Here is a 15,564-nt window from a genome sequence, read left to right on the forward strand (position 1 = left end):
ATACCCGGCGGGGGTCTTTCCCTATGGGAGGAGTCGCCATGTTCAAGAAGGCCGCCGCTGCTACCACTCTCACCCTTTCCCTGTCCCTTGGGCTCTTAGCCTGTGGTGGCTCAGGGAAGGCCGCTGAGGCCCCCTCGAAGGCTTCGGGCAGCAAGCACTATCAGACCGGCTACAAGGCCATGGAAAAGACCCTGAAGGACCACCCTCATTGGGAAGGGCTGAAGTATCCCATGGAGTTCTTTGAGGGTGCGGCAGAGGAGAACGGGGGGAAGTTGTCCGGCGAGGCCCTGAAGGCGGCTGAGGAGCACATCAAGGGCCAGTGTGACGCCTTGAAGGATGCAGGCAAGACGGATGAGTCCTGCCCCGCCTGACGTCACCAGGAGTGCCCTCACCTCGTCTCGGGGTGGGGGCTTTCTCTGTTGCGTCCACTTTGTTCGCACTTTGAGCTTGACGTGAACATGACGTTCAAGGCTATGCCGGCTGAGCGTTTGTACCAAGTTTTGTATACCGGTAAGTTCTGTATCTTCGGTAAGTTCTCAGGGGGTAGGCTCGAAGTCGTGAACACCCAGACGATTAAGGCGAGTTCAGTCCCCGGCCTCCGAAGCTACGGGGAGGGGATCATGGCCTTCACTTGCCCCGCGAAGTACTGCGGGAGGCTCGTGGAGACCAAGGAAGGTGTCATCCAGAGGCATCGAGCCCGGAACCTTCCGGACGACTGCAAGCTGTCCGGTGTCACCGTAGAAGATGATCTGTAGGAGGGGTTCATGGCCAGAGGTAAAGAGGAATACGGATTCAGTATCGGGGGTATTCGGGCTGAAGAGGGGACTAGGCGGGTCCCTATCGTCACCATCACTGGATGGGTTGACGATGGCGGCCCGCAACATGACCGGCCCCTGAGGAGTGACATCACGTCGGAGAGGGCGAGACAGCTTGCCGCCAGTCTGATCAAGGCCGCCGACGAGGCCGACGCGGGGCGGAAGTCCTCCTGAAACAGGAAAAGACCCCCACCGGGAATCCGGTGGGGGTTATCTCTTCTCATCTCAATCAACCCAATGACAGGACGATCCTGTCATCTAGTCATCGGGAAGTTCTCTCATGATGTCCGGAGGAACCTCCGGGGTGATGCCATTAGACCTGAGCTGATACTCATAGGAAGCCGCGAGGCGCTTGTAGTAGCGCAGGAGGTTTTCCATGTCCCTCAGCTTGTCGTCCAGCTCGTCACGCCATCGCGCAAGGTCGCTAATGTGTTCACTGCGGAACTTCTCATAGTCCGCCTTACGGTCACGGAGGCCCTTGAAGATGGCGCCTGCAAGCGCCGTGACGCCACCACCGCCGAGAAGGGTAACCAGAAGACCAATCATCTCGGGAGACACTAGACAGCCTCCCTACCGGACTCGTCGGCATGCTCTACGGGCGAGGCCGGAGACTTGTCCTTCGCCTCCTTGGCCTCCTGGGTCTTAGTGGCAATCTCCCGGACGCCAAGCAGGGTCGCAAGGCTTGCAATGATCTCCTGTGAAGGAACGTCAGGAAAATGCTGGCCAGCAAGAAGGGTCAGGCCGGACAGGATAATAAAGACAGGATAGGAGTGAGTCTTAATCCACTCGTTCATCATTCCCCCTTACTTGAACTGAAGGACGCTCGCATACCGACTGGACAGCTTGAAGTCCTTCTTTCCCTCATTGAAGACAAGGAACTCGAAGCGAAGCGACTCGCCAGAGTCCAGGTAACCGGCAAGCTTGGTGAAGTCCACAAAGGACCAGCCGTCAGTACCGATACGCTCAATCGCCATGGACTTCGTAGCCTCGCCACCCTTGTACAGGTAGAAGCGGCCCTGGATCTGTGCACCAGGAGCCACATCCTTAAGGATCATCTGGACCTGAGACGAGTAAGCCTTATTGGGGCCCCTGACGATATCTCCAGAGCCGTCACCACGGATATCCACCAGATACCATGTATCGCTCTTAAGGGTGGCCTCCTTGTCGTTCTTCAGGTCGAACATGCTCACACCCGCAGAGGACCCACCATCGGGATTGGGGGTGGGCTTACTGTCCTCACCCGGATCAGGCTTAGACGAGTCACCCTCGGGAAGGTCATCCTCGGAAGCCTCCTGTCCGAAGTAGATAACACCCTTACGGCCCTTCCAGTCAGGATCAGCGCAAACAATGCCTTCACTGAACTCCGGATATCCGTAGCCGTAGACATAGCTCGACTTGCGGGGGCGGCGCTTCAGATAGACCCCGTTGCCCTCTGCCGAGCCGTCATCATTGGTATTGCCCTCGATAGTGAAAATCTCGCTACTCGTGTACTTGTAGACAATCCCGGTATGGGTTCCGCCACCCGGACCGAAGAAGACCTGAGCGCCAATAGCGGGATACTCGGAATAGCGTCCCTTATTATCGAACCAGTCAACGGAGTTGGAGCAAGAGGCCGACACCGGATACTTGGAGCGGAGTCCAGTCTTCTCGGCACACCAGCTAACGAACGAATCACACCACGGCTGGTTCTGTGCCCATTCGAGACTAGGAACCTCCGGAGGGTACTTGGTCCAGTTGTCATCCCCCTCCCGATAGCCAATCTCACCCTTGGCCTTGTTGATAATACTCTGAGCCTCAGACATAAAATTTCTCCATTTGGGCATAAAAAGACCCCTGACAGGCAGGGGTGTAAGTTCAGTAAGTTCGGTTAGTTCAGGCTCACCAGGCAGGCGGACAGGTAGCCGTTGAACTCGCCGTCATAGCGAGCCCAAGACCACCAGTTTTCCTTACCGACCCAGGGTGCATCCAGATCCATCATTAGCCACTTGCCCTTCTCTAGCCTCTCTATAGCCATGCTGGAACAGCCAAACCGGCCGCTACGACTACTGGAACTGAAGGTCTCGGCTATGACTCGCTTACCGGAACCCTGGGCGGTGTCGGCTACGGTGAGCTTCTGCTGAAGAATCTTCGAGCCACCTTCGGCGGGCTTGTCATAGGTGTTCATGAAGCAGATCAGGTAGTAACCCGTCACGGGAACCTTGAAGGCTCGCTTACCCCCTCCGGATTCGAAGGAAGTCCACCCTCCGTACTGGTCGAAGCTCTTCCAGGAGATAGGGTTGACCTGGTCACCCATCACTCGATCGGTTGCCGCATCAGAGGCAAGCATTCGGGGAGGGTTGCCGAGTATGTCATTCCACTCTTTTACCCCCTGAGTCATGTCAGAGGCGCTGACTACCTGATCAACCTTCCAATCAATGTTCTTCATGTCTAGCTCACAAAGCTCTTGGCGCCAGGGGCGATCATATGGATAGAGAAGCTGCTTCGCCGGAACTCCCCATTGCCATCTGAAGGATTGGCGGGGAAAACGCTCGCCGTAGGCTTAGCGGGGTTCGTTCCTTGGGACTCCACAGAAAGGTGAACCCGCTGCCCCTTCTCAAGGAACCTAATGGAGAAGACCTGAAGGGAAGTGGCTGCCGAAGGCTGCTGTTCACTGGCCTTCCTCTGGAACTGCTTATCGACCGATGTTACAGCCTTGCCGTCCACGTTGAGATAGAGCTTCACATAGGCCGGGACATTGTCCGTACTCCCATCAGCCGACACGTCCGCAGCGATGAAATAGACACCAGATTCAGGGGCTGTCGCGTGGGTTCCATTGAACTTCCAGTCCCCAAGCTGTTCCTTGTACTTCGAGTCCCAGTTGACATCCCAAAGAGTCCCAGGGCTTCTACTGGCAGCCACATGGACACTGAATCGCGGAGTGTTAGACAGGGCTCGACGCACATTGGTGATCTGCTCGTTCATCTTCTCCGCAGTGATCACCTCACCATCATTCCAAGGCTTCACCGCAGGCATGGGAACATGAAACGGATTCTCATAGTCGGTAGCGCCGAAGTCCATACGCCAAACAATGACCCTGTTACTGGTAGGGGCTCCGTACTTCCATTCAGGAGCCCAGTTGGAAGACCATGCCCCTTCCTCGGGGTGTCCGAGGTAGGCGGTGAACATGATTGCGTCACCCTTGCGCAGGTACATAGACCTGAAAATCTGTACCGAGAAGTGAACCGGCCGATCCCTATGGATGTACTTGTTCGTCTCGATAGCGTTAGAGAGGTGCCGCCAATCCCACTTGGTCTGTCCAGCCTTCTTGTGTTTCAGGCGAAGCTGAATGCTGGTCGCAAGGTCAGTGGCGTTAGAACTAGGAGGCTGGCCAGGGGAGAACTCGGCGTAAAAGAAGTACACGCCATCGGCAGGGATGTTGTAGTCAGTAGGGAAGGTCCCCGTGGGCTTTCCCCACCCGCCGGAAACATCAGGTTCACCAGCGATGGAGAGATAGGCGAGCGGCTGTCCGGACTTGAGCGGGTACGTCTTGTCAATGCCTTGAATCAGTAGATGGTCCTGCTTGGACAGGACGTCATTGAAGTCATTAACCTGCCGCTTCATCTTGTCAGCCTTCACCTCCTCCCCCGGCTGCCAGTACTCGCGATTGGGGACATTAACCATGGGGGAACTCCTTAAGAGAGTGTGGCTGTCTGGCCAAGGATTGAAGCGTTCTCGTTATCGAGAATCCAAGTCAGGGGACCATGGCCCTTACGTCCAGGGAGGGTGAACCGAACCACGGACATGGCCTCTGCAACACCATTCACCAGTACATCACCCGGGTCAGGCTTAGTCCCCTGAATGTCGGCGGCAGACAAGCGGATGCCCATAGACCCGTGTTGGCCGTACTGGCTAATCCTCTCCTTCACCCCGCTAGGCCACCGAAAATTCCCGATGGTGGGAGAGGCGGCTACCGCGACAAAGACATTCAGGTATTCGCCGGAAGTCTTGAGAGGGAGACTGCTAACACTGTTGGCAGACTTGGTCTCCGGCTTAGGTCCCTGCTGCCACTTACTGAACTCGGTATTCCGGTACACCATGTTCAAAATCGAGACGTGCTCCGCACCATTAGTGCCCCACGTGACGGAATTCCCTCGTGCGGGAGACCAGGGGAAGAGGATCGCATCCATGCGGATCTCAGTAGGCACTAGCTGTTGGCACATGTAGTTCACGCAGTCATCAAGCGGAACGGCAGCCGGAGGCTTCTCGGCCTTGTAGGAGACGCAGACAGACAACACCAGGTCCGCCAGTCTCAGGCCAGACGGAATGGCCCCTGTGACTGTCTCAGGCGGGTTGTCGTGCTCGCTCACGTTGGAATCTATGTATTGGGAGAACTCCCACGGCTCCGGGGCGGTAGTACGCCACTCGACTCCATCCCACATGGGAATGGATTCCGCTTGCCGCCATTGGTTGCCATCCCTCACGGTGACAGGGTGGGGGTTCCACTTCTTCCCATCCCACACGTAGGAAGCGTTAGCCATGCTTAAACCGCTCCTTTATCCGGGGTGCCGTCCACCTGATAGGCGATCCACACGTCACCGGTCTTGGGGTTCCTGGGCTCTTCAGGGCCCGAATACACCCGAGCTGAACCTACGTTGGGGGCAATGATTGGTTTGTTTAGAGTGACATCACCGCTGAAGTTGGCCGAACCATCACCCTTGACCGTGAAGGTATTGGAAGCCCCGCTGGCATCGGCATTGCTGACTGCGTAGGCGACAGCATCAGCCTTTGTCACAGCGCGTATCGCGTACTGCTTAGCAGTCTCCGGACGATAGGCAGGCTGGATGTCCATCCTCCCATCCTTCTTGAGAGCCCACCTGGCGATCCCTTCACGGTTCCGAAGGGTGGCCACGTTTGCATCCGTGTCATCGGATGCAACCCTGATCCACTCGGCAGAAGTCCCCACAGCATCGATGTCATTAGAGCCGATCTTGCTTACATAAGACTCCATCTCCGCACGGGCAGTGCGAAGAGTTCCGTGGGGGTCCTCGTCGGGGCCGTCCGTGAGGTGGTTAGCAATGCGGGTATCCATATCCACGGCAAAGATCTGGTACCGGCCAGCATTGAAGTCCATCCACATCGTGCTGACCCCAGGTGGGCCGTAGAAAGGCTCCACCATTCCCCGATCGTCAGAATGGACGCGGGTGACAGGAGAGCCGCCTTCGGTGAGAAGGTCGGTTTCTGTGATGCTGGCATTCTTGTGCCGGTAGACCACGCCATAGGTGTTGGGGATTCGTACGCCCTGACTGTTTTCGGCAGCAGAGCATACGTCGCCACCGAAAAGATGCCGGTCAGTGTCCATGATGATTCTCCTTAACCGAGCTGAAGCGTCTCAAAGGTTCCAGAGCAGGTCAGGTCTCCGCCTGCGGGGAAGGTGTACACGAAGTCATTGTCGATACCGTTCCAGTGGATGTGAGACGCCTGTGTGTAGTAGCGAGGGAACAAAAAGTACACGTTGGCACTGTTGGTGTCGTAGCAGTATCCAGCCCCAACATTCCAGTTGGAGTAGTAACCGACATGTTCCTGATCCTGGCGAAGAACGGCCTGAAACACCTGAAGTACGTCATTGGTGTGAGAGGCGGGGAGTCGAAAGCCAAGCCCAGGGACATCGATGATTCTATTGGTCTTGTTCTTGATGAAGATGGAGAAGGTGACAGTACAAGGACTGATCCACTTGTACTTCATGCGACAGTCGAAGTTGTTTCGGATGCTCGCCGGAAGAAGGGAACCGCCACTCTGGATGAGCTGAACCTGAGAATTGTCCATGTTCCGGTAGCGGCCGAGTTCCATAATCAGGGACCACTCATTGAGGCTGCGAAACCAAAGGCGTTCGGTGTTCTGCTTGCCATAAGCCTCGTACGTGAGGCTACCGGCCTGGGGGTCCAGGATGTTCGCCTTATCGCCAACCGTGTAGATGTTGGACATGCGGTACTGGCGACGGTCAAACGGAGTCTCAATGTTCTTCGTGTCACCACTAATCGTCACGTCCGCGAGGGGCATGAACCAGTTGCCGCCCGGAGTGTTGTCATTGATCTCCGGAGACTTTGGAGCCGCGCCAGTCGCCGGAGTGCCGAGGCGGATATCAACAGCAACCCAGTTCTTGTCCATGCGAAGCTGAAGACCAACGGTGACGACCTGCTTCTGTCCAGGATTCAAGCCAGCCTGTTCCGTGGACAGGTCAATGATTCGCTCGTCAGTATTCTGGTAGTAGAAGCCGCGAACGATGGCCGTACCGGGAAGCACGGAGACCTTGCCGCTGTCCAGGTTCCGCACGCGCAGGGAATCGTCACCGGGGTACCCGTTCTCCATGCCGACGACGCTCCGGCCGCCCTCCTGGAGCTTTCCGGCGACGTACGGGCCGATGACGCAATCCCCCTGCCAGTTGGAGGCCATGAAGGACCACCGAGACTCGTCAATGGTGTTCTGGTCAGCCCCGCCCCCACTGAACGGGAAAGACTTCTCGGTATCAAGGTTCGGCTCAAGAGCCTTAGCGTTGTTAGCCATGTTCAGTACCTCGTCCTAAGATGCTCGACTTGCCGACGCAGATTCTTGACGTCGTTATAGATGTTCAATGGACCGTTCTCGGTCTTGTCCCCGATGGAGGGGCTGACCCTGTCCTCACTGTCGTTGTGGGTGATGCGTACTTCGCGCACCAGGTGCTGAACCTTGCGGCCTGTAATCGAGTACACGGTTACCTTGTCGCCAACCCAGTAATGCTTGCCGAAAGTGCAGCCAGGAACATCGATGGGCTCAAGGTTCACGCTGGCCTTCGGTTCACCCTCCTTCAGGGCCTCGTCGGCTGCGTCCTCCATCTTCTTCAAGGCGGTCGCCAAGTCGGGATATCCCTCTGGAGGGGACTCACCTTCCTTGACCAGGTTCGGGGAACCGTCTTCCTTGCGGCTAACGGGAATGTCTCGACGGTCGATGAACTTCTCAACGATCATCCTGTTCCACTCGGCTTCGGCCTCGTGGTTCACCTTTTGCATGATGTACCGGTTCTTGCCCTCACCCTGTGCTGCCACAATGGCCCTTGTGCATGATGGAGCATCCATCTGCCAGGAGTATTGCTTGATGTTCCCCATCTCCGGAGAAAAGATCACGCTATCGCTCTTGTCGGCAGTCTCGTATAGCTCGAACTCAAGCTTTGACGTGTTGGGGTTGTAGATGATCCGGTAGCCCACATTTCCGCGCTCGCACCAGTCTTCGTAGAGCTTCCCCAGCTCTGCAAAGCGAACGTCGGCATCAACCTTCTCTCCGAGGCCAGCCGGATACTGCGTGAAACCCTCAAGCCCCTTGGCGGTACGGTCGGGAAGGGAATCACCGCCAAAGTTGCGGAGAGAGAAGAAGCCGATGACATCTCCGGCAGGCTGCTGATTGAAGACCTGGGAAGTCTTGTCCATGGGGTTCTTGGAGTTCTTTTCCTCGCTCCATGGCCTAGCCAGGGTCTTAGTGTGGTCCGGCCAGCCAACACGAGAGTAGACAATCTGGTCATCGCTCTTGCCGGAGAAGTAGATGGAGCCTGGTCCGGTGTGCTGATCATTGGTCCAGTAGTATTGCATCTGCTGAACGGGACCAGATATCAGAGCCTTACCGATGTCGGCATTCCAGATGACAACGCCACGGCCCCGCTGAAGAAGCTCGGCGGCCCTGGTGCCTTCCATCACCTCAATCTTCCAGGAACCAGGCTGACAGTGCCGGATGACTATGTCCAAGTCCATGTACTGATCGATCTGACCAATGCGGCGGAAGTCCTCATCTCGAACTTCAATGATGTAGTTAGTCATGGTCACCCTGCATAGGAGAAGTAGCGCTTCCGATAGGTGCATACAATGCGAGTGGTAACGCCCACGGCACCCTGACCCTCAACTGATACGAGGTTCATTCCAGGAACGAGGGGCCAAAGCTGGGGGTTCTCGCCAAGGCGGTTCCACCAGTTAGGCTTAGAGTCATCAAGCCATTCTCCGCTCTTGTAGTGCTGTTTGGTGATGGTCTTGATGCCGGGTCGGGTGTCGATGACAATTCGGTCATTCTCCGAAGCAAGGCCGAAGCTAGGACCGAATGTCAGGGACTTGCCGGACGTCTCATTCGTGAAGGCAATCTCACCACTGATCGGACCGTATATCTCCCATACCGGCCAAGTTTCCACATCGGCATCAACCGGGATTTCGTTGCGAGGAGAGGAGATGAGGCCATCGGAGACGCGGATGGGGATGAAATTCAAGTGGTCCTTCTTGTTGGTGAGGAACCAATGGCGCTCAGGGTTCATGAACCATGCGTGAGACTCAGGGGCTCCAGAAGTCCAGTACGGTTCCATAGCCCGAACGACCACCACATACTTGATCCAGGTGAAACCGGAGGTCTCTCGGGATTCGTTACCTTCCATGCCAGACACGTAGTAGGCCGTGATGGAACGGGTAGATCCATTGGCCTCACGAGCCACAATCCGAACTGGACCGTTCTTCGGATTCATGGCGTTGAAGAGCTGCCTCTTAAGGTCGATGACTCCCCTACGGTCAGACCCGTAGATGTAGACAGGAAGGGCCATTTCCCTCGTGGTGGCCCGAACAGATCGAAAGTATCCGCCGTCGAGATTGGGACTCTCTTCAAACTTGAGATCAAACCGAGGAAGGTCCCAGCCGTCAGGGCCAGACTGAAGGAAGTACCCGGGCCTATGCCGGTTAGGTCGATCAGTCACGTGAAGTCGATGCCCTTCATTCGACTCAATGAACACCTGAGTCCTCTGCCAGTGCTCGGGCTGATAGGGGGGAGTAGTCCACCCCCCATCCTGCCCCGGATCGACTAGTTCCTGAAATTCTGCGGGAATCGGCATGGAAACCTCCAATAGAAAAGGGGGCCGCCGTTAGGAGGTGGCCCCCAGTGCCATCTAGGCGTACAACATCTCGAACTGTCGAAGCTTCGTGATGATCTGGTCCTCGGTGGGCACATTAGGTGCCGCATTCACGATGACCGTGTGACCCTGCTTCTGAGCCAGACCAGCCCTAGCAAGAAGCTCCTCCGTACGCTCACGACGCGACAGGGGAAGCACCAGTTCAGGACCGGCCTCGCCAACCATGGCCACAGTCGGCTTGGTGACAAGTCCACCATTCGCGTACCAGTTGTTCCGTTTCCAGAACGAATACGCCTTAGAGGGATCGCCGTAACGCTCCCCGATGTACCCCAGGCCCCAGCGGATCTGAGTCGTGGCGTTGTCACGCCAGTCAGAGCCAGCAGAAGCCATCTTGGAGCCAGGAAGGGACTGCGGAATGCCGTAGGCGCCGGAAGACCGGTTAGTAGCATTCCAGCTCCAGTTAGACTCGCCATCCCACAGGTTGTAGAGGGATTGCCAATGCTGACGCCAACCCTTCTGCTCTAGCAGAGCCTCGGCAATGCCCATGGCGTTACCAGGGGAGGCGTGATAACCCTGCTGGCCCAGATCACCTGAAGCGGTAGGGATGCCGCCAGGAAGGTCTATCTGGACGCCAGGCCACGGACTGAACGAAGTCTTCCCATCGCCACCACCAGAAGGAACCAGGCGAGCAGAGGCAGTATTGCCGTACCCCAAGTAGTGCTTCAGGGAGTTGGACTCGTTACCTCCGATAGTCTCGATCTGGTTGCCCTTCTTTCCAACGACGATGTTGATATGGCCATCGCCACGGTAGGTGAGAAGGTCACCCGGCCTGGCCTCGCTCAGAGGACCATGAGGCATCCGGGAATTCCAGGTAGCCACAGCAGGCCAACGACTACCCGGAGCGCCCTTAGGCGAGTTTCCGTAAGACTTATTGGCTCCCGCCTTGTCTACCACGTAGGAGACAAAGTCGGCACACCAAGCCTCACCGTTGCCCAAGTTGTACTTGGAGCCGCCGACCATGGGTGCTTCCTTGCGGAACTCATCCCAGGCGACACGAACAACAGCAGCATTGCCACCAGTGTTGTCATCCCAGAACTTACCCTTGGCCTCCATCCAGGGCTTACCCTTCCGGAAGGCATCAGAGAGAATCTTCCCCGAAACCTTGAAAGAGTCAGCAACGTCCTTCAGGTGGGGCTCAATGGCGGCAGCCCAGCCCTTACCAATCGCTTCCTGGTAACCCGCGAAGGGATCATCCTTGTGTTTCTTCACCCAGGCGGCACCGCCAACGATGCCACCATTAGCGAAGGCCCTTCCGGTCGCCTTGGCGTTACGGTTCCACTCAAGAATGGTGGAAGGCCCGAGCTGTCGAACAACCTCAGGGCGGAGGATTCCTTCACCCGGAGAAAGGACAGCCGGAACACGGTCAACCCCGGGAGCATACCCAGGGACAACACCACCAGAAGCGAAGTGGAGAGGCTTGAGTGGTGCGGGTGCACCAGCAAGCTTCGCCATCTCCGACATCATCCCCACCGCGCCATTGTTGTAGGCGCCGAGGACGGTATTCCGAGTGGCCCTGTCCACGAAGGACATAGCCTGATCCCAGGTGGTACGGATAGTTCCAGCAGAGCTGGAGAACTGAGACTCCAGAGAGCGGACCCCAGAAGACATCCGGTTGAAGGTGCCGTTGATGGACGACCAGGCAGAATCGACCTTGGACCGCACATCAGCCCACACGCTCTGATTGGTGGACTGGAAGTTCACCTCCGCCTGAGCCAGGGGACCAGACAGGTAGGCGCCAAGAGCCTGGAAGTCCGGCAGAAGGCTTCTGGACCACGAGGAATGCACGTCCGAAGCGATCCTGTCCCACTCGCTTCTAGAGCTGTCCGCGAAGCTCCTGGTGGTGCTCGTCAGGGTGTCATAGGCCGCCGTAGTGGACTTGTCCAGCTCAGACCACAGAGGAATAGCCACACCCTGAACGAACTGCCTAATGGCATCTTCCAGAAGCTTCAGGGCCGCTATGGGGGCCTGAATAGCCTTAGCAGGGTCCTGACCCTCCCCGTTGCCTTCAGAGGCTCCAGGAATGCCGCCCAGGGAACCCGCAAGTTGTGCCCACAGTCCGCCAAGGTCTCCGCTCCGGCCTGCGTCGTTCAGGGCCGCAATAGTCCGAGGACCAAGAGCGCGAGCAGTCTCCGGCACAAGCACAGCCTCACCCGGAGATAGGCGAGCATGAACCCTATCCCGCTTCGGGGAATAACCAGGAACCGTCCCGCCATTGGCAAAATCGAACAATCCCTTGGTATTAGGGAGTGCTTCCTTAGCTCGCTCAAGGAAGGCTTCGAAAGCCTCACGGACCCATTCGTCAGGATCATCGAGGATCTTGGTGATATCCCGGAAGCTGTCGAAGGCCCCCTGAACGACACCAGTGAACATGTCCTTCATTTCTTCGAACAAGTTCTTGGCGGTGCCTACCGGATCTGACATCAGATCCTTAATGAGCTTTGCCCCACCCTTGATCATGGACCAGATGGATTCGATCTCGTCCATTATGGACTTGAGGAGATCCATGATCATGCCGCCAAGGGCATCAGGACTAAAGGTGTCCCCAGCAAAGTTGGTGACACGCTGGAGGATATTTCCGTCCCCGTGCCAGATGTCCTTCATGAAATTGTCGGAAGCTGTAGGGCCAATGGCACCCAAGGCAAGACCAGCAAGAGTAGTCCAAGGGAATCCAGCCTTTACGCCACGAACAGCCCTGGGAAGCTTGCTTCCCATCCATCCAGCCATCTTGTCGGGGAGGACGCTGAACGGACCGCCAGCCCACTTCGACTGAAGGTTAGACCAAGCCCCTATGCCCTTACCCATAGGGCCAAGGGAGGAGGAAGTCTTAGCCAGGGCCGCCGAACCATAAATGGTCTGAGTGAACGGGGTGACATCAAGCAGGTTGCGAAGCTCGTCAATAGGACCAGACAGCCATCCTGCGTAATTCCCGCCCTTCCTACCGGCAATACCTCCCTTGGCGAAGGCAGGCAGGCCAAGAGCCTTCTGGACGCCAGGGACGCCACCAGCACGAGCGGCAGCGTTCATGACATGGACGTACTGAGGGCCGACCGCACGAGTCCACTCGGGACGCATAACGGCCTCGCCACCAGACAAGGCAGCCAGATGAACATCCCGTCCGGGGGTGTATCCGGGCAGGATGCCACCACGGGCATACGCCTTGGGCTTTCTGCCCTTACTGCCTCCAGAACCCCCGTGACCACCACCGGTAGCGTTGTTAACCTTACCGATAGAGGTATTCAGTTCACCGGTCTTCTTGTCTGCACCAGCAATAGAGCCCTTGAGCCCGTCAAACTCTCGCTTGATGTTGCCCAGGTCGATGCCGTTCAGGTTGCGGATACGGCTATTGAGGCCAGACTTGTTGTTGCCGACAGAAGTGTCTACGTCGTTGACCTTGGCTCGCAGAGTCCCAAACTCGCGCTGGATCTTATCGAGGTCACGATCATTGAGGGCCGTGACCCTGGAGGTAAGGTCATCAACTGCACCCTTAGCGGCGATCACCTTGGAGCGGAAGTCGGTGTACTCCTTATCCAGGTTGGTGAGCTTCCGCCCGTCAAGATGGTCCACACGGTCAGCGGCAGAATCGACAGCAGCCTTAGCCTGTCCCGCATTGTTCTTCAGGGCGTCCAACTGGCCAACGACAAGGTTGGTCTTCTTGTCGTTGAGCTGGTTCATCTCACGAGTGATCGTCTCTACCGCATCATGAGAAGACCGGGCGTTAGAAGAGAGGCTAGTGAACTCCTGGGCGACGAGGTCAGTCTTCTTGCCATCCAGGGACAGAATCTCGGTACCGATACCCTTGATCTTGGACTCGATACCACCGACCTGACGCGCGAAGGACTCAAACTCTCGCTCGATCTTATCCAGCTTCTCAGTGTTGATCTGAGTAAGGCGGAGGACAACCTTGTCTAGAGCCTGATCGACCTTACGGGCCGCAGCCTCAAGGCCGCTGAGCTGACTATTGGCCTGAGACAGGTTAGAAGTATCCGGAGTACGGGACTGGCGACGCTGAGACCTCTGCTCTTCTCTCTGCCGGTCACGGTCGCGGTACTCGTCCCGACGGGCCTTGTACTCCTCCTTGAAGTTACCCTTTCCGGCAGCGACACCACCAAGGAACTGATTGGCCGTGCGAGCGGCACCGCGAAGACCCTTAGCGAAACCGCCGATAAGCTTCATGCTGCCCTGAAGGGCACCCATGATGACGTTGACGCTTCCACGGACAATATTGAAGGCTCCAGCGACAATCTTAAGTCCAGCAGCGAGGCCGATAAGAGCAGGGCCCGCAAGAAGCGAATACTTGACAAGAGTCTTAAGCCATCCGTCGCTGTCGTCATCCTTGTACCAGTTGACGAACTTCGATATCAGGTCGATAGCCTTGTCGAGAAGTGGGATGACCAGACTCAAAGCATCCTGAAGGAGGGGCATGGCGTCGGTAGCGAGGTCACCAATCTTGCCCGTCAGGTCCACCAAGGTCTGACCGAACTCGGTATAGACGAACTGGCCTTCCTTGACCTTCTTGCCATCAGGAGTAGTTAGACCGGCCGCGACATCTTCCGCAGTGGCAAAGCGGCCGAACATCTTCGAAGACTCCGTAGAAATCTTCTCAAACATGTTCTGGAAGGAACCGGTGATGGAAGTGGCGGCACCCTCGGCGCTATCCTTGTACCTCTTCCAAGCCTTCCCCATCGCCTTTTCGAATTGCTGGGAAGAAATCTCCCCGCCCTTCATGGCGTCCTTGACCTTACCTACGGCATCCCGGGAACCGTAAAGCTGTTCCGCTAGGTCGTTGTAGATAGGAATACCAGCATTGACGAGCTGGTTAAGGTCCTGGGCATGGACCGTGCCCGAGGACAGGACATCCGTGAAGCCCTTAAGGGCGCGATTGAATGTCTGCGTGTCCTGAACACCACGGGCAGCCGCCATGTCAGCGAATGCCTTGATCTCCTTAGTGGCCTCACCGGCAGACTTGCCGACAGACATAATTCGCGTAACGGCAAGGGCCATGCCGTCGAAAGCGAACGGGGTCTTGATAGCGAAGTTGTTAAGGTCAGTGAGGGACTTAGCTGAATCCTTGGCAGAAGCACCCATGGACTCCATGCGCTTCTGAGCCGTGTTCATGGCATCCGCATACTTGATACCCATAAGGGAAACAGCGGTACCTATGGCCAGGATGGGAGTAGTCAGGCTACGAGTAAGAACCTGGCCCGTATCTCTAAGACGGTTTGCCGAAGCAGTGACCTCGTTCTCTACGGCTTTGAGATGCTTGTTGAGGAACTTCCTGGCATTACCTACCTCGTCAGTAGCAGCCGCATAGTAGCTGCGACCCCACGCGGTACCAGCTGTCCGCCCGGACCTCGCCAGAAGGGCACTAGCGCCCGCCGTCGTAGTCGCCACACTCGTAGTCAGGCCGGTACCCAGGCCAGCACCCATGGCTGTACCAGCCTGCCGCCCTGCGGCGGCCTGGAGGGCTGTGAGCCGGGTGTTCATGGCAGCCATCTCGGCAGCCAGCTTGGCCATGCCGGGTTCGGCGCCAGTAGACAGGCCCTGTCCGTAAGCCTCACCAGCTCGACGCCCGCCCGTAGCGGATTCCGCGTTGGCCCTCTGCATGAGAGGGGTCAGGTTGATGGAGGACCGTGCAGCAGCCCTCGTAAAGGCCGTGGCGAATCCTTCACCGGCCTTAGCCCCGGCACGGTCCAGGGACTTCACGAGATTGTTCGCAAACGTGGTCAGGGCAGCCTGATTGATGCGTGGCCGGACATCAACATAGCCTGTAGCTGTGCGGATACCAGGTGCGTCAGCCATATGCAC

The 15,564-nt window shown here is 57.1% G+C and carries 13 protein-coding genes; 2 read left to right on the plus strand and 11 right to left on the minus strand.

Going from position 1 to position 15,564, the window contains the following annotated elements; all coding sequences use genetic code 11:
* The first annotated feature begins 38 nt into the window (after positions 1 to 38).
* Positions 39 to 371 carry a hypothetical protein gene (locus ACFY1P_RS08080; RefSeq protein ID WP_390750099.1) on the plus strand — a complete coding sequence of 111 codons (333 nt, stop codon included), beginning with the start codon at positions 39 to 41 and terminating at the stop codon, positions 369 to 371.
* Between the two features lie 81 nt (positions 372 to 452).
* Positions 453 to 755 carry a hypothetical protein gene (locus tag ACFY1P_RS08085; RefSeq protein WP_390750100.1) on the plus strand — a complete coding sequence of 101 codons (303 nt, stop codon included), beginning with the start codon at positions 453 to 455 and terminating at the stop codon, positions 753 to 755.
* 318 nt (positions 756 to 1,073) lie between these two features.
* Here ACFY1P_RS08085 and ACFY1P_RS08090 read toward each other — a convergent pair whose 3' ends face one another.
* From ACFY1P_RS08090 to ACFY1P_RS08140, 11 genes are all read right to left on the minus strand, one after another.
* Complete coding sequence (locus ACFY1P_RS08090; RefSeq protein WP_390750101.1) at positions 1,074 to 1,373, minus strand: hypothetical protein; 300 nt, start codon at positions 1,371 to 1,373, stop codon at positions 1,074 to 1,076.
* Positions 1,373 to 1,609 (minus strand): hypothetical protein, encoded by a 237-nt coding sequence (locus ACFY1P_RS08095; RefSeq protein WP_390750102.1) that lies wholly within the window; start codon positions 1,607 to 1,609, stop codon positions 1,373 to 1,375. Before ACFY1P_RS08095 ends, ACFY1P_RS08090 begins: the two co-directional genes overlap by 1 nt.
* A gap of 9 nt (positions 1,610 to 1,618) precedes the next feature.
* Positions 1,619 to 2,617: a CHAP domain-containing protein gene (locus tag ACFY1P_RS08100; protein ID WP_390750103.1), complete on the minus strand. Its 999-nt coding sequence runs from the start codon at positions 2,615 to 2,617 to the stop codon at positions 1,619 to 1,621.
* Between the two features lie 65 nt (positions 2,618 to 2,682).
* Positions 2,683 to 3,240 (minus strand): hypothetical protein, encoded by a 558-nt coding sequence (locus ACFY1P_RS08105; protein WP_390750104.1) that lies wholly within the window; start codon positions 3,238 to 3,240, stop codon positions 2,683 to 2,685.
* Between the two features lie 2 nt (positions 3,241 to 3,242).
* Positions 3,243 to 4,475 (minus strand): hypothetical protein, encoded by a 1,233-nt coding sequence (locus tag ACFY1P_RS08110; protein ID WP_390750105.1) that lies wholly within the window; start codon positions 4,473 to 4,475, stop codon positions 3,243 to 3,245.
* A gap of 11 nt (positions 4,476 to 4,486) precedes the next feature.
* A complete protein-coding gene (locus ACFY1P_RS08115; protein WP_390750106.1) occupies positions 4,487 to 5,332 on the minus strand; it encodes a hypothetical protein in 846 nt (281 codons plus the stop codon).
* 2 nt (positions 5,333 to 5,334) lie between these two features.
* Positions 5,335 to 6,153 (minus strand): hypothetical protein, encoded by an 819-nt coding sequence (locus ACFY1P_RS08120; RefSeq protein WP_390750107.1) that lies wholly within the window; start codon positions 6,151 to 6,153, stop codon positions 5,335 to 5,337.
* An 11-nt stretch (positions 6,154 to 6,164) separates the two neighbouring features.
* Positions 6,165 to 7,355 (minus strand): hypothetical protein, encoded by a 1,191-nt coding sequence (locus ACFY1P_RS08125; RefSeq protein WP_390750108.1) that lies wholly within the window; start codon positions 7,353 to 7,355, stop codon positions 6,165 to 6,167.
* A 2-nt stretch (positions 7,356 to 7,357) separates the two neighbouring features.
* Entirely contained in the window at positions 7,358 to 8,635 is a 1,278-nt protein-coding gene (locus ACFY1P_RS08130) for a hypothetical protein (protein ID WP_390750109.1), read from the minus strand.
* A gap of 2 nt (positions 8,636 to 8,637) precedes the next feature.
* Positions 8,638 to 9,681, minus strand: coding sequence for a hypothetical protein (locus tag ACFY1P_RS08135; protein WP_390750110.1), 1,044 nt, complete (start codon positions 9,679 to 9,681; stop codon positions 8,638 to 8,640).
* Between the two features lie 54 nt (positions 9,682 to 9,735).
* Complete coding sequence (locus tag ACFY1P_RS08140; RefSeq protein WP_390750111.1) at positions 9,736 to 15,558, minus strand: tape measure protein; 5,823 nt, start codon at positions 15,556 to 15,558, stop codon at positions 9,736 to 9,738.
* Positions 15,559 to 15,564: the final 6 nt, after the last annotated feature.

It is taken from the genome of Streptomyces sp. NPDC001407, assembly GCF_042895325.1.
Classification (GTDB): Bacteria; Actinomycetota; Actinomycetes; order Streptomycetales; family Streptomycetaceae; genus Streptomyces.

Excerpts from the sequence above, each read along its gene's own strand:
- ACFY1P_RS08080 (WP_390750099.1), top strand. The coding sequence starts at position 39 with ATGTTCAAGAAGGCCGCCGCTGCTACCACTCTCACCCTTTCCCTGTCC.
- ACFY1P_RS08095 (WP_390750102.1), bottom strand. The coding sequence starts at position 1,609 with ATGAACGAGTGGATTAAGACTCACTCCTATCCTGTCTTTATTATCCTG.
- ACFY1P_RS08100 (WP_390750103.1), bottom strand. The coding sequence starts at position 2,617 with ATGTCTGAGGCTCAGAGTATTATCAACAAGGCCAAGGGTGAGATTGGC.
- ACFY1P_RS08105 (WP_390750104.1), bottom strand. The coding sequence starts at position 3,240 with ATGAAGAACATTGATTGGAAGGTTGATCAGGTAGTCAGCGCCTCTGAC.
- ACFY1P_RS08110 (WP_390750105.1), bottom strand. The coding sequence starts at position 4,475 with ATGGTTAATGTCCCCAATCGCGAGTACTGGCAGCCGGGGGAGGAGGTG.
- ACFY1P_RS08115 (WP_390750106.1), bottom strand. The coding sequence starts at position 5,332 with ATGGCTAACGCTTCCTACGTGTGGGATGGGAAGAAGTGGAACCCCCAC.
- ACFY1P_RS08120 (WP_390750107.1), bottom strand. The coding sequence starts at position 6,153 with ATGGACACTGACCGGCATCTTTTCGGTGGCGACGTATGCTCTGCTGCC.
- ACFY1P_RS08125 (WP_390750108.1), bottom strand. The coding sequence starts at position 7,355 with ATGGCTAACAACGCTAAGGCTCTTGAGCCGAACCTTGATACCGAGAAG.
- ACFY1P_RS08130 (WP_390750109.1), bottom strand. The coding sequence starts at position 8,635 with ATGACTAACTACATCATTGAAGTTCGAGATGAGGACTTCCGCCGCATT.
- ACFY1P_RS08135 (WP_390750110.1), bottom strand. The coding sequence starts at position 9,681 with ATGCCGATTCCCGCAGAATTTCAGGAACTAGTCGATCCGGGGCAGGAT.
- ACFY1P_RS08140 (WP_390750111.1), bottom strand. The coding sequence starts at position 15,558 with ATGGCTGACGCACCTGGTATCCGCACAGCTACAGGCTATGTTGATGTC.